The sequence below is a fragment of the Streptomyces sp. AA4 genome (assembly GCF_000158875.1).
Taxonomy (GTDB): Bacteria; Actinomycetota; Actinomycetes; order Mycobacteriales; family Pseudonocardiaceae; genus Amycolatopsis.
Genome location: NZ_GG657747.1, coordinates 253,308 through 278,631, shown reverse-complemented (window position 1 = coordinate 278,631; position 25,324 = coordinate 253,308). Strand labels below are relative to the sequence as shown.

The window sequence follows — 25,324 nt, the reverse complement described above, 5'->3', positions numbered from 1 at the left end:
GCGTTCAGTCCGCGGCGAGCTCCACGAACGGGGCCAGCGCGGCCGGGTTGGCCAGCGCGTCCCTGCTCACCGCCCTCTCCGGCGCGACTCCGGAGAGGATCCGCTTCACTGGTACTTCGCACTTCTTACCGTTCAACGTACGGGGAATCTCGGAAACGACGATGAACCGATCGGGTACGTGTCGTGGCGACAGCGCGGTGCGCAGCTCTTTCCGCAGGTCAGACTCGACTTCCTCGAGCGTCGCGCCCGGGGCGAGTACCAGAAAACACAGCAGCTGCCCGTCCTCGTTGCCCGCTGCCGACGTGTCGATGACCAGCGAGTCGGCGACCTGGGCGAACCCTTCCGCGACCCGGTAGAACTCGGCGGTGCCCATCCGGACGCCGCCGCGGTTGAGCGTCGAATCGCTGCGGCCGTAGACCACCGCCGAACCGCGGCGCGTGATCTTGACCCAGTCGCCATGCCTCCAGATACCCGGGTACGTCTCGAAGTACGCCTCGCGCAGCCGGGAACCGTCCGGGTCGTTCCAGAACGAGACCGGCATCGACGGCATCGGCTCGGTGATCACCAGCTCGCCGACCTCGTCGACCACCGGCTCGCCGTGCTCGTCGAACGCCGCCGCGGCCACGCCGAGCGCGCGGCAGGACAGTTCGCCGAGCCACACCGGCACGTCCGGCGCCGCCGCGACGATCGCCGCGCACAGGTCGGTGCCGCCGGAGACCGAGCAGATCTGCACGTCGCGGCCGATCGCGTCGGCGATCCAGCGGAAGCCCTCGGAAGACAGCGGCGAACCGGTCGAGCCGACCACGCGCAGCGCGCTGAGGTCAAAGCGTTCGGCCGGGGCGAGGCCCGCCTTGAGGCAGCTCTGGATGAACGGCGCGGACGTGCCGAAGTACGTGACGCGGTGTTGTTCGGCCAGATGCCACAGCGTGTTCAGGTCCGGATGGCCCGGGCTGCCGTCGTACAGCACGATCGTGGCGCCGACAAGGAGCCCGGAGGCGATGAAGTTCCACATCATCCAGCCGGTGGTGGTGAACCAGAACAACCGGTCGCCCGGCCCGAGTCCGCTCTGCAGGCCCAGCGCCTTGAAGTGTTCGACGACGATGCCGCCGTGGCCCTGCACGATTCCCTTCGGGAGCCCGGTCGTGCCCGAGGAATACAGAATCCACAATGGATGCGCGAAATCCACCGGCTCGTAGGCCAGCTCGCCGCCCGCGTGTTCGGCGAGCACCGCGTTCCAGTCGAGGACCCCGTCGAGGGTTCCTTCTCCCAGGTATTTCACCAAAACCGTGGTTTCCAGCGACGGAATCTCGTCGCGCAGCCGCTGCACGTTGTCGCGGATGTCGAATTTCCGGCCGCTGTAAGCGTATCCGTTCACCGCGATGAGCACCTTCGGCTCGATCTGGGCGAACCGGTCGGCGATCGCGCGGATCCCGAAGTCCGGGGAACACGACGCCCAGATCGCACCGAGGCTGGCGGTGGCGAGGAAAGCGATGAGCGTCTGCGGGCAGTTCGGCGCGAGCGCGACGACGCGATCTCCTTTGCCGACGCCGAAAGCCCGCAACGCGGCCCGCGCGGCCGCGACGTGCGCGCGGAGGTCGCCATAGGTGAATTGCTCGGCGAGCCCGTCCTCGCGGTGGAAAATCACCGCGAGTTCGTCGTCGGCCTTCGTCGCGCCGCCGGTGCCCGGAGACAGGGAATGCTCGGCGTAGTTGAGCGTGCCGCCGTCGAACCATTTCGCGTCCGGCATCGCGCCGGACAGGATTTCGCGCGGCTGCTCGTGCCAGCGCACGCCGAAGAACTCCGCGACCGCGGTCCAGAACTCCGGGACGTGCTCGACCGAGTAGTGCCACAGGTCGTCGTAATCGGCCAGGTCGACGCCGCGCTGCTCGCGCAGCCAGCGGCGGAAGGCTTCGATCCTCGTGTCGGCGACCTGGTTCGGGTCGGGTCGCCAAAGCACCTCGGGAACAGCGGCGTTCTCGGTCACCCGCCGATGCTAACCCCGAGGTGCTCGCGAAGCCCCTTCCGGCCCGCAACCCTCCACAAAGGACACAGCGGCCCGGTGCGAGCGCTCAGCGGAGGTGGGCGTCGAACCAGTCGAGGGTGCGTTGCCAAGCGTCTTCGGCCGCGCTGGGGTCGGCGTCGAAGCGGTGGTTCGCGCCCGGATAGCGCACGACGTTCGTCGCGACTTTCGCCGTCGCCGCGGCCTCGCGCAGCTGCTCCACCTGGGCCTCGCCCGCCTCGTCGCCGGCGTCGCCGTACATGCCGAGCCACGGGCTGGTCACGCGGCCGGCGATTTCCAGCAGCTTCGGCAGCTCCGCCACCGCCTGTCCGCCGACGCTCACCGCCGCGCCGAACTTGCGGTGCGAGGCGACTACCAGCGCCGCCGTGCCGCCGAGGTCGAAGCCGACGACGCCGCGCAGGTCGGCGTCGACGCCCCGGTCGGTGAGCCAGTCGAGCGTGCGGTCGGTGGCGTCGAGCAGGTCGCGCTGAGTGAGCTGTTCGCCGGACTCGATGTGCGGGGTGACGGTGAGCCAGCCCTCGCCGGCCAGGCTCTTGACCAGCAGCAGAACGCCGTCGGTCACTCCCTCGCCCTCGTGCAGGACCACGAGGCCGCCGCGGAGCGCGCCGTCGGGCTCGGCGAAGGTGAGGCGGAGGACGCTGCCGTCGGTACGCTGGTAATCCACGGTGGTCGTCGACGTCATCGCCTCATGCAATCACCTCTGGGTGAACATTGGGAACCTTTCCGGATCCGCCGGGGCGAGATACGGTGACCCCGTCGTCCCGTGAAACCCGAGGAGTTCCGACGATGCCGTCCCTCGCCCCCCGCCCTGACCTCGATTCGTTGCCGAAGTACGTCCCTGGCCGAACGATCGAAGGGGCTGTCAAGCTCGCGAGCAATGAGGTGCCCGGCGGTCCGCTGCCGAGCGTCCAGGCGGCGATCACGGCTGCGGTAACCGGAGTGAACCGGTACCCGGACAACGGATCCCAGGCCCTGCGCGAGCGGCTTTCGCGGCGGCTGGACGTGCCCGCCGAACGGCTCGCGATCGGCTGCGGGTCGGTTTCGCTGTGCCAGCAGATGATCCAGGCGCTGTGCGGTCCCGGCGACGAGGTGCTGTTCGGCTGGCGGTCGTTCGAGGCCTACCCGATCGTGGTCCAGGTGGCGCTCGCGACGGGCGTGAAAGTCCCCCTCACGCCGGAGCACGGGCTGGACCTCGACGCGATGCTGGCGCGGATCACCGACCGCACCAAGCTGGTCTTCGTCTGCAACCCGAACAACCCGACCGGCACGGTGCTGCACCGGGACGAGATCGAGCGGTTCCTGGAAGCGGTGCCGCCGCACGTGCTCGTGGTGCTGGACGAGGCGTACAAGGAATTCGTCACCGACCCCGAGGTGCCGGACGGCGTCGACTTCACGCGGACCCACAGCAATGTGGCAGTGCTGCGCACGTTCTCGAAGGCGTACGGGCTGGCCGGGTTGCGCGTCGGCTACGCGGTGGCCCCGGAGCCGATCGCGCAGGCGCTGCAGCAGGTGTACGTGGCGTTCTCGGTGAACAGCATCGCGCAGGTCGCCGCGATCGCGTCGCTTGACGCGGAGGACGAACTGCTCGCCCGGTGCCAGGAAATCATCTCCGAACGCACCCGCGTGCGGGACGCGTTGCTGGAGATGGGCTACGAAATCCCGCCGACCCAGGCGAACTTCGTGTGGTTCCCGCTCGGCGAGCGCACGGCGGCCTTCGCCGAGCACATGCTGGACCGGAAGCTGATCGTGCGCCCGTTCGCTGGCGAGGGCGCGCGCGTGACGATCGGGACGCCGGAGGAGAACGACCTGATGCTGGCCGCGGCCAAGGAATTCCAGGCTATTTGAGGACCAGCTGCACGACCGCGGCGAGCCCGATCACGACGATCACGCCGCGCAACACGGTGGGCGGCAGCTTGCGGCCGATCTTGGCCCCGAGCTGCCCGCCGATCGTGGACCCGAGCGCGAGCAGGCCGATCACCGGCCAGCTCACCGGAGCCACGAACGCGTAAATCGCGCCGGCGACGATGTTCACGACCGCGGACAGCACGTTTTTGACGCCGTTGAGCCGCTGCAACGGTTCGGACAGCAGCATGCCCATGACGGCCATCATCATCACGCCCTGCGCGGCGGTGAAGTAGCCGCCGTAGATCCCGATGACGAAGAGCAGCCCGAACAGCAACGGCCCGGCGTGATGCTCGCGCCCGTTGGCCTCGCGGCGCTTCTGCACCCACTTCGACACCTTCGGCTGAACGATCACGAGCACGACGGCGAGCCCGACGAGCACCGGCACGACCTTCTCGAAGGCGTCCTTGGGCAGCGTCAGGAGCAGCACGGTGCCGCCGATAGCCCCGAAGAACGAGGCGACCGCGAACCGCACCACCTGCGGCCAGTACCCGACCAGCTCGTGCCGGTAGCCGTACGCCCCGCTGACGGTCCCCGGCGCGAGCCCGACCGCGTTCGACGTCGTAGCCGTCACCGGCGGATACCCCAGCGCGACCAGCACCGGAAAGGTCACGAGCGTCCCGGACCCGACCACCGTGTTGATCGTCCCGGCCCACATCCCAGCGATGAAGATGACGACGGCATGCCACCAGGTCATAAAGCACTCACCCGCTGACCCTAAGCAGCACCCCCGACCCCCGGCGACGCGATGTGTCCGGTCAGACACTTCCCGGCGTCGGTCTGGGCACGGCGGGGCTTGGGGAGGGGCGGGGTTTCGGCTCGTCGGAGGGCTTGTCGTGGCCGCGCAGCCGACGGGGCCCGCCAGCCGACACTCCCACCAGCGCACGCCCGGCCCGCCGACCCGCTCGCCTGCGCACGCCGCTTCGGCTCTTGGGCCGTGCTTCGACCGCGCCGCCAGCCGCGCACCGCTTGACCGTTGGCCCGCACTTCTGCCGCGCGCTCCGCTTCGGCCACGGCGCCCGCACGCCGACCACACCGCCAGTCCGCACACCTCACCGCCAACACACCGCTTCGGCTGCGGCATCCACGCTTCGCCCGCACTGCCAGCCACCGTCGCCTGGCTGCCAGGCACACTCGCCTGACTGCCAGCCCGCACTCCGCCTAGCCGCCAGTCCGTAAATGCGTCAGGCCGTTTGCCCGCGGTTCGCCACCGCCTCAGCCGCTAACCGGCTCTTCGATCCGCTCCAACAGCAGTCACCTCCGCTCTTCGCTCTCCGCTTCACCGCCCGTCCGCACTCCAGACTGGCCACTGGCCCGCTTTGCTCCGCGCCTCAGCAACGGAACTGCGCAGCGACCTGCCCACGCCACACCTCCGCAGCCACCAACCCGCGCTCCTCCCGCGGCCACCGCCTCCGCATCAGGCCTCAACGCACGTCCGCCACAAACGCACCTCCGCAGCCACCAACCCGCACTCCGCCCGCGGCCGCCTCGGCATCAGCCGCCAACGCACCTCCACGGCCTAGCTCCGCCCCAACCGCACCCACCTCCCCACTCAGCCACTCCCTCGCCCAATCCCGCCAACCCCTCACCGCTCAAAGACGCAAAACTCATTCCCCTCCGGATCCGCCATCACGTGCCACTCCCGCTCCTCGCCCCGCTCCGCCACCATCCGAGCCCCGGCCGCGGCCAGCTCGCCCGGGTCTCCCCACACGTCCAGGTGCATCCGGTTCTTCACCGTCTTGCGCTCCGGCACCGGGTTCAGCCAGATCAACGGACCCTCGCCAGCCGGGTCGACGATCGCCACCGGCCACTCCGGCGGCGGCGGGCTTCCTCCCGGCGGACTCCGGCGGACATACCCGAGCACCCGGCACCACCAGTCGGCCTGGGCCTGGTGGTCGAGTGCGTCCAATGCCAGATCCTTGAACTTCGCGGTCATGACTCCCTCCCTTTCCCACCGACGATCGTGACACCCGCGACCGACAATTTCGCGCGCCCGCGGACGGCAGCTGCCAGGATGGGCGGCGTGGCCCACGAATCCGAGCAGGTCTGGAGCGCCACGGTCGACCATCTGCGCACGATGATCGACTCGGGCGAACTCCCGCCGGGCTCGCGCCTGCCCGCGGAACGCGCGCTGTGCGAGCAGCTCGGCATCAGCCGCGGGTCGTTGCGGCAGGCGTTGCGCGTCCTGGATTCGATCGGTTACGTCCAGATCCGCGCCGGGTCGGGCACCTACGTCCGCGAGCAGGGCACCGCTGAAAGCCCGCTGAGCAGCTGGTTTTCCGAGCACGAGCAGCTGGTGGAAAAACTCTTCGACCTCCGCGCGACCGTCGAGCCGACCCTCGCCGAGCGGCTCGCGGAGCAGCACACGCCGCGCGTCGTGCAGCGGCTCGCGGACAACGTCGCGGAGATGGAAGAGGCCGCGGCGGCCGGAGACATGCTGCGGGTCATCGCGACCGACGCCGAGTTCCATCGGGTGATCGCCGGCAACGCGGGCAACGACGACGTCGCGGACCTGCTCCGTTCAGTGCTCGCCCTGGTCGGCGAGGAACGCCGCGCCGCGCTGCGGTTGCCTGGCCAGATCCGGAAGGCCGTGGCCGAGCATCGCGCGATCCTCGACGCCATCAGCCGTTCGGACGCGGCGGCCGCCCGCGAGATCACGCTCAAACATTTGCTGGACGCGAAAACCTACGCCCACGACTACGCGTCTTCCTGAATCAGCACACGCAGAACTCGTTCCCCTCCGGATCCTGCAGCACCGCGAAACACCCGCTCTCGTCCTCGATCGTGTGCACCTGCCGCGCACCGCGCGCGACCAACCGCGCTGTCTCGGCCTCGATCGCGGCTCGCTCCGCCGCACCGATCCGCACGTCCAGGTGCAGCCGGTTCTTGCCGCGTTTTGGCTCAGGCACGCGATGGAACAGCAACCGAGGCCCGAGCCCGTCCGGGTCGGCCGCCGCGCACCACGCCTCCGCGCCGTCCCCGACCGAGCGCGAGAACTCGGCCCAGCTCGACGCACCGGAGGGCGGATCCTCGACCGCGTACCCCAGCGCCTCGGCCCAGAAGTCCGCGAGCCGCTCCGGTTCCGCACAGTCGATCGCGATCTGCAAGCGCTTCGCCATGCCTGCGGATGATGCCCTCCCCGGCAATCAGCGCTACAGTCTTCACAAGTTTGTGAAAAGTTTGACACCAAGGGGGCCAGGCCGTGGAGAAAGTGCACTTCACCGAGGAAAAGGCGACCAACCTGGGCACGCTGTACGGCCGCGCGCTCGACGCTCGCCGGAAAAACCCGATTCTCGGCGACACCGCGGCCGACGAAGCGGTCAAGAAGATCGACTATGACTTCCGCAAGCTCGGCGTCAACGAAAACTCCGCGGTCTCCGTCGCGATCCGGGCGCGCGCCATCGACGAGCGGGCCGCCAAATGGCTCGCCGAACACCCCGAAGCGATCGTCGTGCACCTCGGCTGCGGAATGGACACCCGCGTCTACCGGCTCGACCCGCCGCCCTCGGTCACGTGGTTCGACGTGGACTATCCCGAGGTCGTCGACGTGCGCGGCCGGATCTACCCGGAACGGCCCGGGTACACCATGATCGGCTCGTCCGTCACCGATTTCGACTGGCTCGACCAGGTTCCCGGCGACCGCGAGGCGCTGATCGTGGCCGAGGGGCTCACGATGTACCTCACCGCGGAGTCCGGCACCGAACTGGTCCGCAGGCTCGTCGGCAAGTTCCCGTCCGGCCGGATCGTGGTCGATTTCTTCAGCTCGCTCGGCGTCAAGGCACAGATGATCAACCCGGTCGTCCGCCGCGCGGGCGCGACTTTGCATTGGGGCATCGACGATCCGCACGAACTGGAGCGCTACGGCCTCCGCCTGGTGTCCAGTGTGGACGCGACCGACTGGGCAGACGACGAGGCCGTCGCGAAGATCCCCGCCGCGTCCCGGCTGGCCTTGCGCGCGTCGGCGCTGTTCCCGGTGATCCGGAAGATGGGCCGGATCGGCGAGTGGGATTTCTGAATCCCTAACCGACCCGGCGCACGACCGCGTCGGCGACCTCGGCCACCGGCACCGTGGTCACCACCTCGAACGTCGCCGACGAGCGCAGCAACGGCTCCACCTCGTCCAGGTACCGCAACGTCTCGGCAAGTTCGTCCGGGTGCTTCCCGTACGGATTGCCGCTCCGCGTCGCCAGTCGCTCGATCAGCACCTCGCGCGGCGTGCTGAGCAACACGATGTCCGTGAAGCGCGGATAGAACAGCACCTGGTTCGAGACCGTGCCGGACACGAACAACGGCTCCGGCGTCGCCAACAACGCGGCGATCCGGTCTTCGTCCCAGAGTCCGTCGCGGGTGTAACCGCCGTAATCGGTGTCGACCGTGCGGTACCCGCGCCGGGAAAGTTCTGCGAGCAGGCTGCTTTTGCCCACGCCGGACATCCCGGTCACCAGCACCCGCACGGCGGTTACCGGGTTTCCAGCACCCGCGCCACGAACCGGCTGATCTTTTCGTTCATCCGCTCCACGGCTTCCTCCTCCGTGAGCGTCTCCTTCGGCTGCGGCACCGCGGGCTTGCGCTCGCCGCGCAAGTACGCGCTGCACGCCAGGTCGGAGCACAAATACGTGCCCACCGTGTTGCCGTCGCGACCGGCTTTTCCGGCCAGCCGCGCGGTGAACAACGCGATGTCGGCGAGCGGATGCGTCGTGGTGCAGAACGCGCAGATGTTGCTGCGCAGCCGAGACTTCGGCGACGGCGCGGCGCGCAGCGACAGGCCGATCACCTCGTCGCCGTGCGGGACCACGAGATATGCCCGGCCGGGTGCCTTCGCGTCGCGCCAGCCGAGGAAGTCGCGCTTCTCCCACGGGATGTCCGCGGGCAGTGTGACGGATTTGGCTTCCCCGCGGGAACAGTTGACGAACGAGGCGCGGATCTCGGCGGGGTCGAGCGGTTGCATAGGACCACGCTAACCATCGCCGCGCCCCGACAGCGACAGCTTTTTCGCTCCCGGACCCGCCACCCCATACGATCTGCTGGTGCGCACGATGATCGCGGGGAGGTTCCGGCTGGTTCTGCGCACCAGTCTGGGCTTCGCCGCGCTCGGCGTCGGCTCGAGTGTCGCCGGGGCGGGCGTCGTCGCGTTGCTGCTGCTCTTGCAGGGGTTGCCGGCGGACGTCGACGACCGAGGCTGGGTGCTCGGCGTCACCGCGGCGGGGGTGGTCGCGCTCGCCCTGATCGTCGGCACGCTCTGGACCGCTTATCTGCAGCGCCGCACCGTGGTGTGGTTCACGATCGGCCGCCCGCCGACCGCGGACGAAGCGAAGCGCGCGCTGCGGCTGCCCTTCGACATGGCAGTGGTGAGCGGCACCCTCTGGCTGATCGGCGCGCTCGCGCTGGGCATCCTGGCCGGGCTCCTCGGCTCGATCGGCGACGCGGCGGGCATCGCGCTCACCATCGGGCTCGGCGGCCTGACCACGGTCGGCCTCACGTATCTGGCCGCGGAATGGGTCGCGCGGCCGGTGATGACGATGGCGCTCGACGTCCTCCCGCCGCGCGGCGCGCTGCCAGTCACCGTGCTGACCCGGCTGGTCGTCACCTGGGTGCTGGCCAGCGGCGTACCGCTGATCGGCGTGCTGCTGGTGACCACGCCGCCCGATCTCGGCCGCCACGGCAACCCGACGGCAAGCCTGATCGTGCTGTCCGTGACCGGCCTGACCACCGGCGCGATCGGCACCGCTCTCCTGTCCCGCGCGGTCGCCGCGCCGCTGCACCGGCTGCGGATCGCGCTGGACGCGATCGCGCGCGGACGCAAGGACGTGCACGTCGACGTGGACGATTCCAGCGAGATCGGGATGCTGCAGACGTCGGTCAACGACCTCGCCGCCGGCCTGCGCGAACAGGACCGGATGCGCGACCTCTTCGGCCGCCACGTCGGCACCGACGTCGCCCGGCACGCGCTCGAATACGGCGCTTCGCTCTCCGGTGATGTCCGCGAGGTCACCGCGCTGTTCGTGGACGTCGTGGACTCGACGGCGCTCGCGTCGCGCACTCCGCCGCAGGAACTGGTCGAGAAGCTGAACCGGTTTTTCGCGAGCGTGGTGTCCGCGGTGGACGCTCGGGGCGGCCTGGTCAACAAGTTCCAGGGTGACGCCGCGCTGTGCGTGTTCGGCGCGCCGACCCGGCTGTCCGACAGCCCGACGATGGCGCTCGCCGCGGCCCGCGCGATTCGCGACGCGGTGCTCTCGGAAGGCGAGCTGGACCTGGGGATCGGCGTGGCGACCGGACAGGTCTTCGCCGGGCAACTCGGTGCGTCGAGCCGCCTGGAGTACACGGTGATCGGCGACGCGGTGAACGAGGCCGCGCGGCTCACCGAACACGCGAAAGCCGTGCCGTCGCGGGTGCTCGCCAGCGAAACGACGGTGAAATCTGCGCTGGGCGGCGAACGGGAACATTGGCGGCTGCACGGCGAACTCCACCTCCGCGGCCGCCACCGCGAGACCCGGACCTGGACGACCTAGCGCCTCACGGCAGCTCGGGCCAGGTCAGCACCGTCGAACCCCAGGTCAGCCCGGCCCCGAACGCCGTCAGCAGCACGCGGTGCCCGGGCGTCAGCGTCCCGTCGGCGACCGCGTCCGCGAGCGCGAGCGGGATCGACGCCGCGCTGGTGTTGCCGACCCGGTCGATGTTCGACACCACCGCGTCCGCGGGCATGCCGAGCTGCTTCGCGGTCGCCTGCAGGATGCGGATGTTCGCCTGGTGCCCGACGAACCGGTCGACGTCGCCGACCATCCAGCCCGCCTGCTCCAGCACCGCGCGCGAGGATTCCGCCATCCGCGCGCACGCCTGCCGGAACACGGCCGTGCCCTGCATGACCAGGAACCGGTCCTTCGGGTTCTCCGGCACCCGCTGCGCCGCGCCGCCCGCCTCGACCCACAGCAGCTTCGCCAGTTCGCCCTCGCTGTGCAGGTCGAACGGGCCGAGCGCGCCGCGTTCGCCGGGCTCGCCCGCGCGCAGCAGGACCGCGCCGCCGCCGTCGCCGAAGATCGGCACCGTCGTGCGGTCGTCCGGGTCGACCAGCGAGGTGAAGACGTCCGCGCCGATCACCAGCACGCGCTCGGCCATCCCGCCGGCGATGAACCCGGCGGCGGTCGCGAGCGCGTAGATGAAGCCGCTGCACACCGCGTTGACGTCGAGCGCGGGCACGGTGCCGAGGCCGAGCCGGGCCGCCACCTGCGGCGCGGTGGCCGGGCACAGCTGGTCGGCGGTGGAGCTGGCGAGCACGACCGCGTCCGCGTGCCCGTCCGGGCCGAGCGCCGCTCGCCCCGCTTCCTCGGCGAGGTCCACTGTGGACTGGCCGGGCGCGACCCGGCGGCGCTCCCGGATCCCGGTGCGGGTGCGGATCCACTCGTCGCTCGTGTCCAGGCGGGCCGCGATCTCGTGGTTCGTCACCACGTGCTCGGGCAGCGCACCGCCGATTCCGGCGATGACGGCAGCGCGATGGCACGACCGGACAGCACTCATGACGGGACCTCCCAGACCGGCTTGTTGGCGGACGTCGCCGGTTGCCTCCCTTGTATGGCCTACCCCTGGGTAGACCGGTCAGTTGTGTTCCACGTCACTAAGAGACCTCTTCCACATTCGCTCAATAGGAGGTATTGCGCTCGCCGGTTCGGCCGCGTGGTAAACCCGAGGCTTTTTGTCGGTCCGCCCGGTTAGCCTGAAGCGTGCGCACTCCCGACCTGGACCAGCTCGACCTCGCCATCCTCTCCTGCCTGCAGACCGACGCCCGCACGATCGCCGAGGTCATCGGGTCCAAAGTGGGCCTGTCCGCCGCGGCCGTGCAGCGGCGGATCAAACGGCTGCGCGAAGCCGGAGTGATCGAGAAGGAGGTCGCGGTGCTGTCGCCCGCCGCGCTCGGGCTGGACATGACGTTCGTCGTCATGGTCGAGATGGAGCGCGAGAGCCTGGCGGTGCTCGACGGTTTCCGCGCCCAGGTCCTCGCCGACGACTGCGTGCAGCAGTGCTACTACGTCACCGGCACCGCGGACTTCGTCCTCGTGGTCACCTGCCCGGACATGGCGGCGTTCGAGAATTTCGCGCGGCGGATGTTCTTCGACAACCCCAACGTCCGGCATTTCACCACGAGCGTGGCGATGGACCGGGTGAAAGTGGGCCTCACGCTGCCGCTTTCCTGACCGGCGCGGAAACGCAAGGGTTCTGTGTCCGGTGTTACGCGTTCGCGGCCCGATGCAACCGATCGCGTGAACGTCGGCCGAACGCCGTCATGTGCTCCCGAGCCGATCATCTCCCTGCCGACCAGTTCGCGAGGCGCGAACGACCGGAGGACTCCAGGAGCAGCCGTGCACACCACCGACGCCGTACACCAGACCCAGTTCGTACTGCTGAACGAGAGCACTACGCCGGTGCTGTCCCGTCTCTCCTTCCACGTGTCGGAGCCGTACGCGGTCACCGTGGCGTTCCGGACCGAACGCGGCCGGTGGATCGAGTGGACGTTCGCCCGCGAATTGCTCGTGGCCGGGCTGGACGAGCCCACCGGCATCGGCGACGTGCGGATCCGCCCCGACCTGTCCGAGGACGAGGCCCTGCTGACGCTGGAAATCGAATCGCCCGACGGCTACGCGTCGTTCGAGCTGGAGCGCGCCGACCTCGAGGCGTTCCTCGAATCTTCCTACGAGCTGGTGCCGTTCGGCGCCGAGAGCGAGTACTTCGACATCGACGGGCTGATCGAGGAGATCAGCAACGTGTGAGACAAGACCTGCCGATCCCGCGGCAATGCGGACAAGGGCGGTTCGAGTGCGCTGGAGGCACTCGAGCCGCCTTTGTCGCATGTGGACTCCGGGACAAGCGCACAGTGCCGGCCCTCGGCACCATCCCGCCCAGGTTCCTGGATCGACGGGATGGCCGCCGATCCGTCCTGACGCGGCAAGGAGTGCCTGCGCCGAGCAACGCAGGCACTCCGAAACTGCTCAGCCGCGGACGAGCGTCGTGCCCGTCGCCGACAGCGCGACGTTCACCGGGTAGTAGTAGCTGTTGACGGTGTCGCCGCCGGAAACCATGCCCTGTGCCTGGTTCCCGCTGATGAACGAACCGCCGGAGTCGCCGTGGTCGGACCGGGCGTTGGTGAGCACCATGCCGGTCACGGTGCCCTCCTGGTAACGCACCGTCTGGTTCTTGGCGCGGATCGTGCCGCAGGTCCAGCCGGTGGTGGAACCGGACTTGCACACCGAAGCGCCGACGGCGGCCTCGGTGGAACCGGCGACGCGCGTGCCGTTGTTGATCTGGCCGACCGGGGTCCAGTTGCTGTTGACCCGCGCGGCCGCGTAGTCCGCGCCGGGAAAGCGATAGGTGGAGAACTGGCCCATCGCGACCCGGTTGTAGCCGGACAGCGCGCCGCCGCCGGTGAGTGCGGCGCAGTGGCCCGCGGTCAGGAAGCCGCCGTTCACCGAGAATCCGACAGAGCAGCGCGACGAGCTGCCGATGTAATAGGCATCCCCGCCGAGCACGTTGTAGTGCGCCTTCGGCACGGCCGAGGTCTCCGTCACGGTCACCGCGGAACCGTCCACACCGGACTCCCGGACGAACTGCTCCGCCGCGCCGCGCTGTCCCTTGAGGACAGTCAGGCTGATCCGGTTGGCCGCGGTGTCGATGCCCCATCCGGTGACCGACTTCGGCGCGGCCTTCTCGTGGGCGTTGAGCGTCTGCACGGTCGAGTCGAGCTGCCGGGCGCTGAACCGGACGACCTGCGCCTCGGCGCCGGCCGCGCGCACCTGGTCGACGAGCGCCGCGTCGGTCACCGAGACGACGGCCTTGCCGGTGGCCGCGTTGAAGCTCGTGCCGCTGAAGCGTTCGCCGAGAGAATTCTCCAGTGCCGCGCCGACCTTGTTCGCCGCCTCCTCGTTCGCGAGCCGGGCGAGTGCCTGGCTGTGGGTCAGGCCGAGGTCGCGCTGCATCGCCGGGACCATGTCGGGGTTGAGCGGCGCGGCGGTCGCGGCCGGGACGCCGGCGAAGATCGCCGTCACCGCCGCGGCTGCGGTTGCGGCGCCGAGGAATCTGATGGCTTTCATGCTTCTCCCTCGCGTTCGGTTCCCCCCGGCCTCGAAGGGTGCGGCGGTGGTTCAATCCACTGCAATAAGGGGGCGCGAGAATAGGTAGCGGAGCAATCCTTAAGTAGGGACTTGCGCGACTACCGAGCGTTCGCCGCCGAAGGGGGCGTCCGTGGGTTGTTCCGCTGAACCGGCGAACTCCACGAGGTTTCGCACTCTTTGTGACCGCAAGCCGGGTTTTCTTCTGCCATTTGGTGACCGTACGGAGGCAGACGTGTGAGGAGCGTGCGCACGCTCCCGTCGAGAGTCGGTTTACCGCGCCCCGCGCACTGCTTAAGCTCCGGGCGAAACGGACAAGATGCTCGCTGGGGAGGTCGTGATGTGGCCGGCCGTTCCGACGTTGGTCTCAGTGCGTCCGCGTCCGGCGGCTTTCGCCGGACGGGACCGCGAACTCGCCGCCGTCACCGAAGTTCTCGGACACCGGCCCGCCGCGGTGCTGGTGGAGAGCGCGCCCGGAATGGGCAAAACCCGGCTGCTCGCCGAACTCGCCGTCCGTCCGGAGTTCTCCCGGATCCGCGTGCTGCGCGGCGCGTGCCCGCAGCTGGCCGAGCCCTTTCCGTACGGACCGATCCTGGAAGCGTTGCGCTCCGCCGGGAATCGGCTCGGGCCGCTGAGCCCGGTTGCCGGTGCGCTGCAACCGCTTCTGCCGGAACTGGCCGACGTGCTGCCGCCCGCGCCGGAACCGCTGCCGGACGCCGGGGCGCAACGGCATCGCGTGTTCCGCGCGTTCCGGGAGCTGCTGATCGCCTGCGGTCCGACCGTCCTGCTCCTCGACGACCTGCACCGCGCCGACCCGGGAACCGGTGACCTGCTGCGGTTTCTCGCCGTCGATTGGCCGCCTGACCTGGGCGTCGTCGCCACCTGTCGCACCGGGAACTCCCGCGTTCGCACGGCTCCGGAGGTGCACAGCGCGCAGGTGACGCTCGGTCCGCTGGACCCCGCGGCGGTCACCGCGATGGCTTGCGATCTTCTGGGCGTGCCCCGGATCAGCGCCGAGCTCACCGCCAAGCTGCACGAGTACACGGCCGGAATTCCCTTTGTCGCCGAGGAAACTCTCCGTGCGTTGCGTGGGGTCGAACTGACCGAGTCGGCGCTGGACCGGCTGGAAGTTCCGGCCGCACTTCAGGAATCGGTGTCCAGGCAGCTGTCCGCGCTGCCGAAGGCCGCGATTCAGCTCACCAAAGCCGCCGCCGTGCTTGACCTGCCCGCCGAGTTGTCGGTGCTGAATGAGCTGGCCGGGTTGGCCGAGGACGAGATCGTGTGGTCGGACGGCCTGGTGGAAGAGGTCGACGACAATCGCTACGGCTTTCGGCATCCGTTCGCGCGCAAAGCCGTGTACGATGGGCTCAGCGCGTCCGAGCGGAAATTGTTGCACACCAAGGCAATGCACCTTCCTGGTCAGCCGTTGTCGTTGCTCGCCGCGCATGCGCACGCCGCCGGGCGCGTCGAGGAATGGCGTTATTACGCGGAAGAAGCGGCGGACGAAGCGATCGCGCACGGCGATACCGCACGCGCGATCGACCTGCTGCAGGCGATCGTCGCGAAGGCCGACGAGGACGCGGTCGGTCGGTTGGCGAAGAAGCTCAGCGACGTCTCGCTGCGCGTCTTCCGCCCGGATGTCCACCTGACGCTGGAGAAGGTGCTCGAAGACCGGCCGCTGCCGCCGGCCGTGCACGGGACCATCCGGCTCGCGCTGGGCATGCTGCTGGTCCGCGTCGCCGGACGGCTGGAGCAGGGGCGCGCGGCGGTGGAACGCGCCGTCGCCGAACTGTCGGACCGGCCGGAACTGGCCGCGCGCGGGATCAACCTGCTCGCGCTGCCGTTCGACGGGCTCACCCCGCTGTCGTGGCACGAGCAGTGGATGCGCCGGGCCCGGGAAGTCCACGCCGGACTGACCGACCCAGAACTGCGGCTCGCGCTCACCGGCGACCGGATCGCGACCGCCGCGCACATCGGCGACGGTTCGGCGTGGGCGGAGTTCCAGGCGATGCCGGACACCGCGCCGAGCGTCGCGGAACGCGTGCAGCTGGCCCGGCTGTGGTGCAACCTCGCCGACGCGCAGTCGTGGTCCGGCCACCTCGACCGGACCGAAAAGCTGGTCGCCGAGGGTTTGCGCCGGGCTTCCGAAGCCGGCGCGCTGTACCCGAAAGGCCTGATCGAAGGCACCGCGGTGCGCCTCGCCTGGTTCCGCGGCAACTGGGACGGCCTGGCCGAGGCGACCGAAGACGTCCGTGCCCGGCACCCGGCGCTGGGCGCGATCGTCATGGAAACGTCGCTGGTGCTGGGCGGGCTGGCCGCGGTGCGTGGTGAGTTCGCGGCGGCGCGAAGACACTTGGCCGACGCCTCGGCGCACCGTCCGGGCGAAGGCCCTATCCCCGTCGTGCTGTGCGCGGCTTCGGTGTTGATCGGCGTGCACCTGTCGACCGATGATGTCGCCGCAGCCTGCGAAGCCGCTGATGTCGCTGTCGACGCCGCGCGCCGCAAAGGCGTGTGGGTCTGGGCAGCGTCGCTCGTCCCAGCCGCCGCGGAGGCGTACACGCGCGCAGACCGTTGGCACGACGCCGACGCGTTCGTCGAAGAGTTCGCGCGCGGCATCGAAGACCGCGACGCACCTCTCGCCGCAGCCGCCCTGCACGCTGGCCGCGCCGTCCTGACCAACGCGCGCGCGAAACACCTAGCCGCCGCAACACTCTTCGACACCGCCGCCGACGCGTACGCAGCGCTGCCGATGCCGTACCTCGCGGCAGGCATGCGTGAACGCGCGGCACGCTGTCGACTCGCTGCAGGTCAAGACGACGCGACCGCTGCGCTCAGACAGGCCGCAGCTGCGTACACACAGCTAGGTGCCGCGCGCGACGCTGGCCGCTGCCATCACGTGCTTCGCGAACACGGTGCGTGGGCACCGTCGCAACGCGGCCGTCGCGGCTACGGTCGCGAACTGTCGCCGCGAGAGCGCGAAGTCGCCGAGATGCTCGCGGAGGGGCGGACAAACCGCCAGATCGCCGACGGCCTGTTCCTGTCTCCGCGCACGGTGGAGCAGCACGTAGCGAAGGTGCTTCGCAAGCTAGGCGCGCGAAGCCGCACGGACGTCGCGAGGAAGCTGCCAAGCGTTCCGTCACCCTGAAGGAGGTTCGTCCTCTTCGCCCGCACTGCCCCACGACACGTCTATCTCTGCGACGCGCCAACCCGCGGTCCGCGCCCTACCGTTGTCCAGGTGGCTGAAGAACCAGTGCCTGCCTGGCGGCGGGCGACCAAAGGCGAGACCCGATGGCCCGCGGCGGCCGTCGTCATCGGAACGCTCGCCCTGCAGCTCGCGTTGCCCGACGAGATGGTGCTGCACCCGTGGTGGCTGCTGCCCTCGCTGACCGCCGTGCTGATCATCGCGCTGCTGCTGATCAACCCGGGCCGGCTCACCGAGTTCAACATCGTCGAGCGCATGGTCGCGCTGACCGCGCTCGCCGTCGTCAGCGTGCTCAACGGGGCGTCCGCGGTGCAGTTGGTGATCGGGATCGCACAGGGCGCGCAACGCGGGCACGCGGTGCAGGTGCTGATCAGCGGCGTGGTCGTCTACTGGACCAACATCGTCGTCTTCTCGCTCTGGTACTGGGAGTTCGACCGCGGCGGGCCGGCCCGTCGCGCGGCGGGCCGGGCGGACTTCCCCGATCTGCAGTTTCCGCAGATGAGCGACCCGTCGATGGCCAAGACCGAATGGGAACCGCGGTACCTGGACTACCTCTACACGTCGTTCACGAACGCCACCGCGTTCAGCCCGACCGACGTCATGCCGCTGCGGATCTGGGCGAAGATGACCATGATGGTCCAGGCCGGGATCTCGCTGCTGCTCGCGCTGATGGTGTTCGCGTGGGCGGTCAACGGGCTGCAGGGCTGAAACCCGCTGGCCTCGACGGCGTCCGCCAGGTATATCTCCGGCCATGGAGCTTCCCGAACCGCCGTACTACGCGGTGATCTTCACGTCCCGGCGCACCGACGGCGACCGCGGTTACGCCGAGCGCGCCGCCTACCTGTCCGAACTGGCCGCGAAACAGCCCGGCTACCTCGGCCAGAACTCCGTCCGCGACGAGTCCGGGCTCGGCATCACCGTGTCGTACTGGCAGGACGAGGACGCCATCACCGGGTGGCGCACCCACCTGGAGCACACCGAAACCCGCGAGCAGGGCCGCGCCGAGTGGTACACGGAATTCGACGTCCAGGTCTCCCGGGTCGAACGCGCCTACCGCTTCGAACGTCCGTGACGGAAGCCCTGAGGGAATCCGCTTCCCTCAGGGCTTCCCTGCTACTGACGGTTCATCGTGAAGCTCTGCCCGTCCGATCCGATCGGACCGGGGACCCACGTCGCGCTGCCGCCGTCGTCCGCGTTGAGGCCCTGCGGATTGGTGTCGGCGAGGTTCTTGCCGTCGAACTTGACCCCGTCGAAATTCACCCCGCCGTCGAGCGCGGGGTACGAATCGGTCGGCGATTCGATGATCGCCTCCGCCGACGAGTGCTTCGCGTTCAACGACTGCGTGGTCGTTTTCGTCCAGCCCTGGGTGTCGTTCCTCAGGTCGAGTCTGTAGCTGTTGTTGCTGCGCGTGACGGTCGCGGTGAGGTGGTCTCCCGCGTTCACCGGCGCTTCGCTCGCCGAGTAGTAAACCGGCGCGGCCGGGTACATTTCGTACCACGCCTGGTATTGCGGGCTGCCGCTGGAGCAATCGGTCGCGACGCCGGTCTGCTCCACAGTGGACGAACCGTCGCCGTCGATGCCGACCCACGGCGCGAACAGGTCGTTGCTGGAATTGCAGGTGGCCGCCGGTTCGGTCCAGCCCGCGGTCGCGGTGGTAAAACTGCCGAAACTGACGTAACCGCCCCAGTTTCCGCCGGAGTAATGGTCCCCGTGGAAGTGTTTGCCGAACGTGACGGGCCCGGCTCCCGCGCCGGCCGCGAGGGTCGCGGCCGCGAACGCACCGGCCGCCAGCAATCCGAGGGGACGACGGAAAGATCGTGAACTCATGGGCGTCCAATCTGGTCACGGGAGTGGCTGCGCGTACCAGTGTTGAATTTCGTTCGCCCGAGTTGGTAGCTACTTTCGAAGGGTATTCACACCTCGGGAACTCTTCACCAAATGTCCTGATTCTCCTGTGTGTACACGGAAGTCCGTGCCCGCCCGCCAGGGGAGGCGGCGGGCCGGCACGGACTCCTTCCGAAGTGGACTACCGCGCCGTACGGGCGTGCGCGGCGTCCACGAACTGGGTGGTGTACGTCTTGGACAGATCGATCTTGTCCTTTTTGGGCTTCACGTTGCTGGAAGAAGCGCCCAGCACCTTCAGCACGTTCTGCGCCCCGGACGGGTCCATCCGGCCGTCCTTGGTGAACATCGGCAGACTGTCCTTGAGCGATTTGACGTACAACGCCTTGTCCCCGCCCGCGAACGACGGCGGCATCAGATCAGCCACCTCCTCCGCGGTGTGCGTGGAAAGCCACTGCAGCGAATTCACGAACGCATTAGCGAGTTTCTGCACGACGTCGGGATAGCGTTTCACGATTTCGCAGCTCATATACAGCGAACTCGCCGGGTACAACCCGCCCAGCGCCGCACGCGTGCCCTCCGGCGTGCGCATGTCGTACAGCACCTTGGCCTGGCCGGTGTTGGTCAGCTGCGCGATGGTCGGGTCGGTCGTCATGCCCGCGTCGATCGAACCTTGTTGCATGGCAGAGATAAACGTCTGCCCGGCCCCGACCTTCACCGGCGTGTAATCCTTGCTGCCGACCCCGCCGCGGCTGGCGAGCGCCTTGGTGAGGAAGTCCGTCGACGAGCCCAGCGACGTCACGCCGAGGTTCTTGCCGCGGAAATCCGCGCCGGATTTGATGTGCCCGGCCTTCGGGGTCGCGACCATTTCCGCTTCGCCCGGCACATTCGCGAACTGCACCACGCTGGTGATGCATTGATCCTTGGCCTGCAGGTCGATGGTGTGGTCGTAGAACCCGACCACGCCCTGCACCTCACCGGCCAGCAACGAGGTTTCCGCGTTGGCCCCGGACGGCTGGTCGAACAGCTCGACGTCCAGTCCCTGCTTCTGGTACTCGCCAAGCTGCTTCGCGAGCTGCCCCGGCAGATAGATCACTTTGGACAGTCCGCCGACCATGATCTTGAGGTGCGGCCGCCCGCCGTTGCCGAGGTCGATCTCCCGGGAATCCCGGCAGGCGCTCACCCCGGCCACGGTCACGAGCGCGGCCGCCGCGACCGCGAGTGTCCTTTTCAGCCGCATGTCAGATGTCCCGCCGTCCGTCGTCGGCCGACATTTGCGGACGCCAGCGCAACAGTTTGCGCTCGGCCGAACCGATCAGCCATTCCGCGAACAACGCCACGACCATGATGACCAGCATCCCGGCGTACACCCCGGCGGTGTCGAACGTGCCCTGCGCATTGGCGATCAGGAAGCCCATGCCCGCCTTCGCACCGGTGTACTCGCCGACGACCGCACCGATCAACGCGAAACCGAACGCCACGTGCAGCGACGAAAGAATCCACGACGTCGCGCTGGGCAGCACGATCGACTGCAGCACCTGCCACCGCGTCGCCCCGAGAATGCGGGCGTTGTCGATCAGATTGCGATCCACTTCGCGAGCACCGGTGAACGCGTTGAAGAACACCGCGAAGAACACGAGCACGAAGACCGTCGCGACCTTGGAGGACAGTCCGAGACCGAACCAGATCACGAACAGCGCGGCGAGCACGATCCGCGGCATCGCGTTGGCAGCCTTGATAAACGGAGCCAGCACCTCAGCGAGATACGCACTGCGGCCGAGGATGACGCCGCAGATCACCCCAGCGACCGCACCGAGCACGAAGCCGATCACGGCTTCTTCGACGGTCACCAGGATCTGGTACCAAATAGTCCCGAAGTCGGTGCCGGTGGTGAACCATTCGGTGAGCCGTTCCCAGATCTTCGACGGCATCGAATAGAAGAACGGGTCGATCCAGAACCGCCCCGCCAGCTCCCACAACCCCAGCCAGGCAACGAGAATCGCGAGCCGCAACAGCCAGACGTTGCGCTTGTGCCGCCCGGCGGACTTCTTCGCGCGGGACAGGATGTCTTGTTCGGTTTCGAAGACCGGCGTCGGCGCGGTCTGAGTCTCAAGCGACACCGGTCGCTCCCTTCTGGCGGGCCTTGTCGACCTCGCCGCGCAGCGATTCCCAGATGTCGGAGTAGAGCTTGCGGAATTCCTCGGTCAGCCGGAGTTCTTCCACCTTGCGCGGACGCTCCAGCGGAATTTCGAAAACGTCCTTGACCGTCGCCGGGCTCGTGGTCAGCACGACCACCTTGTCCGCCAACGCGATCGCCTCGTCGAGGTCGTGCGTCACGAAGATCACCGCGGCGCCGGTGCCCGACCACAGCCGGAGCAATTCGTCCTGCATCAGCGCGCGAGTCTGGACGTCGAGCGCGGAGAACGGCTCGTCCATCAGCAGGATTTTCGGCTCGGTGACCAGCGTCTGCGCCAGCGCGACGCGCTTGCGCATGCCGCCGGAAAGCTGGTGCGGGTAGTACTTCTCGAACCCGGCCAGGCCGACGCGGCCGATCCAGTCGGCGGCCTTCTTCCGCGCGTCCTCTTTGGACACGCCGCGGAACCGCGGTCCGGACGCGACGTTGTCCAGCACCGAACGCCACGGCATCACCGCGTCGGTCTGGAACATGTAGCCGACGCCGTCCGGAATGGACTTCACGTCGGAGCCGTGCACGACGACCCGGCCCGCCGACGGCGGCTGCAACCCGGAGACCAGGGACAACGTGGTCGATTTGCCGCATCCGGTCGGCCCGACCACGGCGACGAACTCCCCCGGTTCGACGGTCATGGTCAATTCGCGGACAGCGGTGTGGACAGAACCTGATCCGCTCGGGAACCTTTTGGTGGCGCCGATCAGTTCGATGAGTGGGGCCATCGAGGTGACTCCTTCGTCACGGTGGGGACTCGCTCGACGCAGGTTAAGAGCGGGTTTCGCGGTGGAGAAGCTTGTCGACGTTCTGCGTGCGCTCTGCGCGTTCTCCACGTTTTGCTCGTTTAGCGCACAGCGCTGAGCTGGGGGTATGTTCCCTGGCATGCCAAAGTGGGCGCTCTTTCCGCGGATGCGGTTCACCCGTCAGGTGCTGCTGTTGCAGATCGGCGTGGTGGTCCTCGTCGTGGGCCTCGGCGTCGCGCTGGTCAGTTCGCTCCTGCGCTCGACGCTGTCGAACCAGTACGGGGAACGCGCGCTGGCGGTCGCGAAGTCGGTGGCGACCGAGCCGGTCGTCGTCGCCGACGCCGCCGCGCGCGACCCCAGTGCCGCGCTCCAGCAGCGGGTGCAGGCGGTGACCAAGGAGAACGACGCGTTGTTCGTCGTCATCACCGACGATCACGGCATCCGGCTGGCGCACCCGAAGCCCGACCTGGTCGGTCAGGAAGTGAGCACGCCCTGGGCGGAAGTGATCGCGGGCAACGATGTGGTGAGCGAGTTCCGGTCCGGCACATTGGGCCCGTCGGTCCGGAGCAAGACCCCGATCCGGCAAGGCTCGCGCATTGTCGGCGAGGTGAGCGTCGGCTATGAGATGAGCGATCTGACCAGTGAGTTCAACGGGCTTCTTGTCCTGACAATGATCTTCGGCGGCGGGGCACTGCTTCTGGGCGCGGGTGCGTCCGCGCTGCTCAACCGCCGCCTGCGCCGCGTGACTCACGGCCTCGAACCCCACGAACTGACCGAACTGCTCTACGAACACGAAGCCGTCCTGCACGGCATCGGCGAAGGCGTCCTGGCTGTCGACGCGGAACACCGGGTGACCGTCCGCAACGACGAGGCCGAACGACTCCTCGGCACCCCGCTCCCGGTTGGCACCCCGCTGGAGAATCTGGACCTGTCCCCGCGAGTGCACCAGGCCGTCGCGGAAGGACGGCCGGTGGACAACCTCCTGGCCGTAGCCGGAAACCGGGTCCTGGTGATCAATTCCCGTGCCGTGCAACGGGAGGAACGCGCGCTGGGCACCGTGCTGACCTTCCGCGACCGCACCGACCTCGACACCCTCACCCGGGAACTCGACGGCATCCGCTCGCTGTCCGACGGTCTGCGCGCGCAACGGCACGAGTTCGCGAACCGCCTGCACACGCTGTCCGGCCTGCTGCAGCTCGGCCACCACGCCGAAGCCGAGGAATACCTGCAAACCCTCACCGAAACCACCGCCTCGCGCGCGGAACCGCTCGACGACCGCGTCACCGATCCGTACCTGCAGGCCTTGCTGGTCGCGAAAACCGAGCAGGCGCAAGAAAAAGGCATCGAACTTCGGCTGGCCGACGACGCCTGGGTCCCGGCCTCGGTGACCGACCCGATCGCCGCGGGAACCGTGATCGGCAACCTGGTCGACAACGCCTTGCACGCTGCGCGCATGGGGCCGCGGCGGCCCGCGTGGGTCGAAGTCGGCCTGCTCGCCGATGCTTCCACTTTGCATGTGTCCGTTGTAGACAGTGGGCCGGGAATCGAAGATTCGTTAAGGGATAAGCTTTTCGAGGAGGGAGTGTCCACAAAGATCAGTCCCGGACACGGCCTCGGACTGGCCTTGGCCCGCCAAGCCGCCCGGGCCCGCGACGGCGACGTGTGGCTCGCCGACCCCGGCGGCGCGACGACCGGCGCGTTGTTCGTCGCCAAACTTCCCGGCCTGCTGGACCGACCCGAGGAGACCGACGCATGATCCGCACCCTGATCGTGGACGACGACTTCCGCGTCGCCGGCGTGCACGCGGGATTCGTGTCGGAGGTGCCGGGATTCACCGTCGCCGGGGTCGCGCACACCGCCGCCGAAGCCCGCGCCCGGGTGCGCGAACTGGCCCCGGACCTGGTGCTGCTGGACGTCTACCTGCCCGACGAGCCCGGCCTTTCCGTCCTGCCGGACCTGAAGACGGACACCATCGTGCTGTCCGCCGCCACCGACGCCGCGTCGATCTCCGCCGCGATCCGCGCGGGCGCGCTGAACTACCTGATCAAACCGTTCACGACCCGGCAGTTGTCGGAACGGCTCACGTCGTACGCGCGGTACCGCGGCCTGGTCACGACCGAACGCCCGCTGTCGCAGGACGACGTCGACCGGGCCTTCCGAGCCCTGCACGACCAGGACCGCGCGGCGACGCCGAAGGGCCAATCGAGCGCGACGGCCCGCCTCGTGTCAGAGCGGCTGCGCGGTTCGCCGACCCCGCTGTCGGCCGCCGAAGTAGCCCGCGAACTCGGCATGGCCCGCGCGACCGCGCAGCGCTATCTGACCGCGCTGGCGGAGTCGGGAGCAGTGGAAATGCGGCTTCGCTACGGAGCGACGGGACGCCCCGAACACGAATACGCCTGGATCGGCTGACCTCGGCAAGCCGCGGTGCCAATGGCCGCCTGTTGCTGGGCGAATCAACGACGCGGCCCGCTCCAGCCAACGCCTCGCTACTGCCCGACGAACCCGGCCGACCCCGCATCCCCACCGCGAATCACCGACCTAGCCCGCCTGAATCCGCCAACCCTGCAAGCCAACAGTGGCTAAGTCTCCGGCCGCGGCCCGAGTCCGCTTGCCGTCAGTGCCCGCCAGCCATCCGCTGTGCCGCGTCCAGCCACGGCTTCCAGTCGAGGAACTGGTCGATGCCGACCCGTGCCGGGGCCTTGCTCGGCGCAGGCGTGTCGAGGTCCGCGCGCGGGTCGGCCTGCTCCGAAGTCTCCGGCGCGGCCGCGCGGGGTGCGGTCGAGCGGACCGGGTTGTGCCGCTTCACCGGGGCTTGGCGCGAGGGCACCGGGACGTACACCGTGACCGGCGGCGCGGTTTGCGTGACCGGCGGCGTGATCGTCGACGGGACCGGGATCTGCTGCTCCGCGATCGGCACGCGCTGCTCGGCCTGCACGACCGCGTCGTCGGCGGGCTGGCCGGGGAGCGTCCCGGTGAAGAACCCGCCGGCGAGCCAGCCGAGTCCGACCAGGATTACCGCCAGTCCGGTGCCGACCCACACCCGGGCTCGGCGGCGCGACGCCACCGCGCGCGGGCGTTCCTCGGCGGGCGTGCATCCGGCGATCACCGGGATCTGCTGGGTCGATTCGCAGCTCGTCTCCGGAGCGGCCTCGTCCTGCGGGCGCGGCTCGCGCGGCAGGCTCGCGGCGATGATCCCGGTGCGGTCGACCAGTTCCCCGGAGGCGCGGTCAGCGGGCGCGGCCAAACGGCGCTCGGCAAGGCGCAGCATCGAGGGCTACCTCCGGGGTGCGGACACACGAGTGGACTGCAGCATTCTGCGGCATTTCCGAGCAC

At 69.0% G+C, this 25,324-nt stretch carries 25 protein-coding genes; 11 read left to right on the top strand and 14 right to left on the bottom strand.

Annotated elements, in window-relative coordinates; all coding sequences use genetic code 11:
- Positions 1 to 4 precede the first annotated feature (4 nt).
- A complete protein-coding gene (locus SSMG_RS40155) occupies positions 5 to 1,984 on the bottom strand; it encodes an acetoacetate--CoA ligase (protein ID WP_009085960.1) in 1,980 nt (659 codons plus the stop codon).
- Positions 1,985 to 2,069: 85 nt separating this feature from the next.
- Positions 2,070 to 2,702, bottom strand: a complete 633-nt coding sequence (locus SSMG_RS40150; protein WP_037719021.1) for a dienelactone hydrolase family protein — start codon at positions 2,700 to 2,702, stop codon at positions 2,070 to 2,072.
- 104 nt (positions 2,703 to 2,806) lie between these two features.
- On the opposite strand from SSMG_RS40150, the gene hisC reads away from it, so the two are divergent.
- A complete protein-coding gene (gene hisC / locus SSMG_RS40145; protein WP_009085956.1) occupies positions 2,807 to 3,865 on the top strand; it encodes a histidinol-phosphate transaminase in 1,059 nt (352 codons plus the stop codon).
- Here hisC and SSMG_RS40140 read toward each other — a convergent pair.
- Positions 3,858 to 4,619: a sulfite exporter TauE/SafE family protein gene (locus SSMG_RS40140; RefSeq protein ID WP_009085954.1), complete on the bottom strand. Its 762-nt coding sequence runs from the start codon at positions 4,617 to 4,619 to the stop codon at positions 3,858 to 3,860. The two genes, hisC and SSMG_RS40140, sit on opposite strands and share 8 nt — an antisense overlap.
- Before the next feature lie 888 nt (positions 4,620 to 5,507).
- The gene (locus tag SSMG_RS40135; protein ID WP_009085951.1) at positions 5,508 to 5,858 is read right to left on the bottom strand and encodes a VOC family protein; all 351 of its coding nucleotides are present in this window, start codon (positions 5,856 to 5,858) and stop codon (positions 5,508 to 5,510) included.
- A gap of 87 nt (positions 5,859 to 5,945) precedes the next feature.
- Between SSMG_RS40135 and SSMG_RS40130 the strand changes: the two genes are divergently transcribed.
- Positions 5,946 to 6,635, top strand: coding sequence for a FadR/GntR family transcriptional regulator (locus SSMG_RS40130; protein ID WP_199786445.1), 690 nt, complete (start codon positions 5,946 to 5,948; stop codon positions 6,633 to 6,635).
- Between the two features lies 1 nt (position 6,636).
- On the opposite strand, the gene SSMG_RS40125 is transcribed toward SSMG_RS40130, so the two are convergent.
- Positions 6,637 to 7,041, bottom strand: a complete 405-nt coding sequence (locus tag SSMG_RS40125) for a VOC family protein (RefSeq protein WP_009085947.1) — start codon at positions 7,039 to 7,041, stop codon at positions 6,637 to 6,639.
- Between the two features lie 83 nt (positions 7,042 to 7,124).
- Here SSMG_RS40125 and SSMG_RS40120 point away from each other — a divergent pair, with 83 nt between their 5' ends.
- Positions 7,125 to 7,937, top strand: coding sequence for a class I SAM-dependent methyltransferase (locus tag SSMG_RS40120; protein ID WP_009085945.1), 813 nt, complete (start codon positions 7,125 to 7,127; stop codon positions 7,935 to 7,937).
- Between the two features lie 4 nt (positions 7,938 to 7,941).
- Here SSMG_RS40120 and SSMG_RS40115 read toward each other — a convergent pair whose 3' ends face one another.
- Together SSMG_RS40115 and SSMG_RS40110 are read right to left on the bottom strand one after the other, a co-directional pair.
- Complete coding sequence (locus tag SSMG_RS40115; RefSeq protein ID WP_009085944.1) at positions 7,942 to 8,376, bottom strand: AAA family ATPase; 435 nt, start codon at positions 8,374 to 8,376, stop codon at positions 7,942 to 7,944.
- A 5-nt stretch (positions 8,377 to 8,381) separates the two neighbouring features.
- Complete coding sequence (locus SSMG_RS40110; RefSeq protein ID WP_009085941.1) at positions 8,382 to 8,870, bottom strand: FBP domain-containing protein; 489 nt, start codon at positions 8,868 to 8,870, stop codon at positions 8,382 to 8,384.
- Positions 8,871 to 8,958: 88 nt separating this feature from the next.
- Here SSMG_RS40110 and SSMG_RS40105 point away from each other — a divergent pair, with 88 nt between their 5' ends.
- On the top strand, positions 8,959 to 10,431 hold the full coding sequence (locus SSMG_RS40105; RefSeq protein ID WP_037719124.1) for an adenylate/guanylate cyclase domain-containing protein: 1,473 nt from the start codon (positions 8,959 to 8,961) through the stop codon (positions 10,429 to 10,431).
- A 4-nt stretch (positions 10,432 to 10,435) separates the two neighbouring features.
- Here SSMG_RS40105 and SSMG_RS40100 read toward each other — a convergent pair whose 3' ends face one another.
- The gene (locus tag SSMG_RS40100; RefSeq protein WP_037719018.1) at positions 10,436 to 11,434 is read right to left on the bottom strand and encodes a beta-ketoacyl-ACP synthase III; all 999 of its coding nucleotides are present in this window, start codon (positions 11,432 to 11,434) and stop codon (positions 10,436 to 10,438) included.
- A gap of 203 nt (positions 11,435 to 11,637) precedes the next feature.
- Between SSMG_RS40100 and SSMG_RS40095 the strand changes: the two genes are divergently transcribed.
- Both SSMG_RS40095 and SSMG_RS40090 read left to right on the top strand, forming a co-directional pair.
- Positions 11,638 to 12,108: an Lrp/AsnC family transcriptional regulator gene (locus SSMG_RS40095; protein ID WP_009085935.1), complete on the top strand. Its 471-nt coding sequence runs from the start codon at positions 11,638 to 11,640 to the stop codon at positions 12,106 to 12,108.
- 165 nt (positions 12,109 to 12,273) lie between these two features.
- The gene (locus tag SSMG_RS40090; RefSeq protein ID WP_009085931.1) at positions 12,274 to 12,681 is read left to right on the top strand and encodes an SsgA family sporulation/cell division regulator; all 408 of its coding nucleotides are present in this window, start codon (positions 12,274 to 12,276) and stop codon (positions 12,679 to 12,681) included.
- A gap of 219 nt (positions 12,682 to 12,900) precedes the next feature.
- On the opposite strand, the gene SSMG_RS40085 is transcribed toward SSMG_RS40090, so the two are convergent.
- Positions 12,901 to 13,998, bottom strand: coding sequence for a S1 family peptidase (locus SSMG_RS40085; RefSeq protein WP_009085929.1), 1,098 nt, complete (start codon positions 13,996 to 13,998; stop codon positions 12,901 to 12,903).
- Positions 13,999 to 14,386: 388 nt separating this feature from the next.
- On the opposite strand from SSMG_RS40085, the gene SSMG_RS40080 reads away from it, so the two are divergent.
- The 3 genes from SSMG_RS40080 (at position 14,387) to SSMG_RS40070 (ending at position 18,290) form a co-directional block, all read left to right on the top strand.
- Positions 14,387 to 17,161, top strand: coding sequence for an AAA family ATPase (locus SSMG_RS40080; RefSeq protein WP_199786444.1), 2,775 nt, complete (start codon positions 14,387 to 14,389; stop codon positions 17,159 to 17,161).
- Between the two features lie 90 nt (positions 17,162 to 17,251).
- On the top strand, positions 17,252 to 17,926 hold the full coding sequence (locus tag SSMG_RS40075) for a DUF1345 domain-containing protein (RefSeq protein ID WP_009085925.1): 675 nt from the start codon (positions 17,252 to 17,254) through the stop codon (positions 17,924 to 17,926).
- 43 nt (positions 17,927 to 17,969) lie between these two features.
- Positions 17,970 to 18,290: an antibiotic biosynthesis monooxygenase gene (locus tag SSMG_RS40070; protein ID WP_009085923.1), complete on the top strand. Its 321-nt coding sequence runs from the start codon at positions 17,970 to 17,972 to the stop codon at positions 18,288 to 18,290.
- A 41-nt stretch (positions 18,291 to 18,331) separates the two neighbouring features.
- Here SSMG_RS40070 and SSMG_RS40065 read toward each other — a convergent pair whose 3' ends face one another.
- The 4 genes from SSMG_RS40065 to SSMG_RS40050 form a co-directional block, all read right to left on the bottom strand.
- A complete protein-coding gene (locus SSMG_RS40065; RefSeq protein WP_009085921.1) occupies positions 18,332 to 19,045 on the bottom strand; it encodes a G1 family glutamic endopeptidase in 714 nt (237 codons plus the stop codon).
- Between the two features lie 199 nt (positions 19,046 to 19,244).
- Positions 19,245 to 20,300 (bottom strand): ABC transporter substrate-binding protein, encoded by a 1,056-nt coding sequence (locus SSMG_RS40060; protein ID WP_009085920.1) that lies wholly within the window; start codon positions 20,298 to 20,300, stop codon positions 19,245 to 19,247.
- Position 20,301: 1 nt separating this feature from the next.
- Positions 20,302 to 21,180: an ABC transporter permease gene (locus SSMG_RS40055; protein WP_009085918.1), complete on the bottom strand. Its 879-nt coding sequence runs from the start codon at positions 21,178 to 21,180 to the stop codon at positions 20,302 to 20,304.
- The gene (locus SSMG_RS40050; RefSeq protein WP_037719015.1) at positions 21,170 to 21,973 is read right to left on the bottom strand and encodes an ABC transporter ATP-binding protein; all 804 of its coding nucleotides are present in this window, start codon (positions 21,971 to 21,973) and stop codon (positions 21,170 to 21,172) included. Before SSMG_RS40050 ends, SSMG_RS40055 begins: the two co-directional genes overlap by 11 nt.
- A gap of 157 nt (positions 21,974 to 22,130) precedes the next feature.
- Here SSMG_RS40050 and SSMG_RS40045 point away from each other — a divergent pair, with 157 nt between their 5' ends.
- Both SSMG_RS40045 and SSMG_RS40040 read left to right on the top strand, forming a co-directional pair.
- Positions 22,131 to 23,747, top strand: a complete 1,617-nt coding sequence (locus SSMG_RS40045) for a sensor histidine kinase (protein WP_009085914.1) — start codon at positions 22,131 to 22,133, stop codon at positions 23,745 to 23,747.
- Entirely contained in the window at positions 23,744 to 24,400 is a 657-nt protein-coding gene (locus SSMG_RS40040; RefSeq protein ID WP_037719010.1) for a response regulator, read from the top strand. The genes SSMG_RS40045 and SSMG_RS40040 overlap by 4 nt, the downstream gene beginning before the upstream one ends.
- Positions 24,401 to 24,605: 205 nt before the next feature.
- Here SSMG_RS40040 and SSMG_RS40035 read toward each other — a convergent pair whose 3' ends face one another.
- Positions 24,606 to 25,259: a hypothetical protein gene (locus SSMG_RS40035; RefSeq protein ID WP_009085910.1), complete on the bottom strand. Its 654-nt coding sequence runs from the start codon at positions 25,257 to 25,259 to the stop codon at positions 24,606 to 24,608.
- Positions 25,260 to 25,324 lie beyond the last annotated feature (65 nt).

Coding starts and splice junctions, on each gene's coding strand:
- SSMG_RS40150 (WP_037719021.1), bottom strand. CDS start 2,702: ATGACGTCGACGACCACCGTGGATTACCAGCGTACCGACGGCAGCGTC.
- hisC (WP_009085956.1), top strand. CDS start 2,807: ATGCCGTCCCTCGCCCCCCGCCCTGACCTCGATTCGTTGCCGAAGTAC.
- SSMG_RS40140 (WP_009085954.1), bottom strand. CDS start 4,619: ATGACCTGGTGGCATGCCGTCGTCATCTTCATCGCTGGGATGTGGGCC.
- SSMG_RS40135 (WP_009085951.1), bottom strand. CDS start 5,858: ATGACCGCGAAGTTCAAGGATCTGGCATTGGACGCACTCGACCACCAG.
- SSMG_RS40125 (WP_009085947.1), bottom strand. CDS start 7,041: ATGGCGAAGCGCTTGCAGATCGCGATCGACTGTGCGGAACCGGAGCGG.
- SSMG_RS40110 (WP_009085941.1), bottom strand. CDS start 8,870: ATGCAACCGCTCGACCCCGCCGAGATCCGCGCCTCGTTCGTCAACTGT.
- SSMG_RS40105 (WP_037719124.1), top strand. CDS start 8,959: ATGATCGCGGGGAGGTTCCGGCTGGTTCTGCGCACCAGTCTGGGCTTC.
- SSMG_RS40100 (WP_037719018.1), bottom strand. CDS start 11,434: ATGAGTGCTGTCCGGTCGTGCCATCGCGCTGCCGTCATCGCCGGAATC.
- SSMG_RS40085 (WP_009085929.1), bottom strand. CDS start 13,998: ATGAAAGCCATCAGATTCCTCGGCGCCGCAACCGCAGCCGCGGCGGTG.
- SSMG_RS40070 (WP_009085923.1), top strand. CDS start 17,970: ATGGAGCTTCCCGAACCGCCGTACTACGCGGTGATCTTCACGTCCCGG.
- SSMG_RS40065 (WP_009085921.1), bottom strand. CDS start 19,045: ATGAGTTCACGATCTTTCCGTCGTCCCCTCGGATTGCTGGCGGCCGGT.
- SSMG_RS40060 (WP_009085920.1), bottom strand. CDS start 20,300: ATGCGGCTGAAAAGGACACTCGCGGTCGCGGCGGCCGCGCTCGTGACC.
- SSMG_RS40050 (WP_037719015.1), bottom strand. CDS start 21,973: ATGGCCCCACTCATCGAACTGATCGGCGCCACCAAAAGGTTCCCGAGC.
- SSMG_RS40045 (WP_009085914.1), top strand. CDS start 22,131: ATGCCAAAGTGGGCGCTCTTTCCGCGGATGCGGTTCACCCGTCAGGTG.
- SSMG_RS40040 (WP_037719010.1), top strand. CDS start 23,744: ATGATCCGCACCCTGATCGTGGACGACGACTTCCGCGTCGCCGGCGTG.
- SSMG_RS40035 (WP_009085910.1), bottom strand. CDS start 25,259: ATGCTGCGCCTTGCCGAGCGCCGTTTGGCCGCGCCCGCTGACCGCGCC.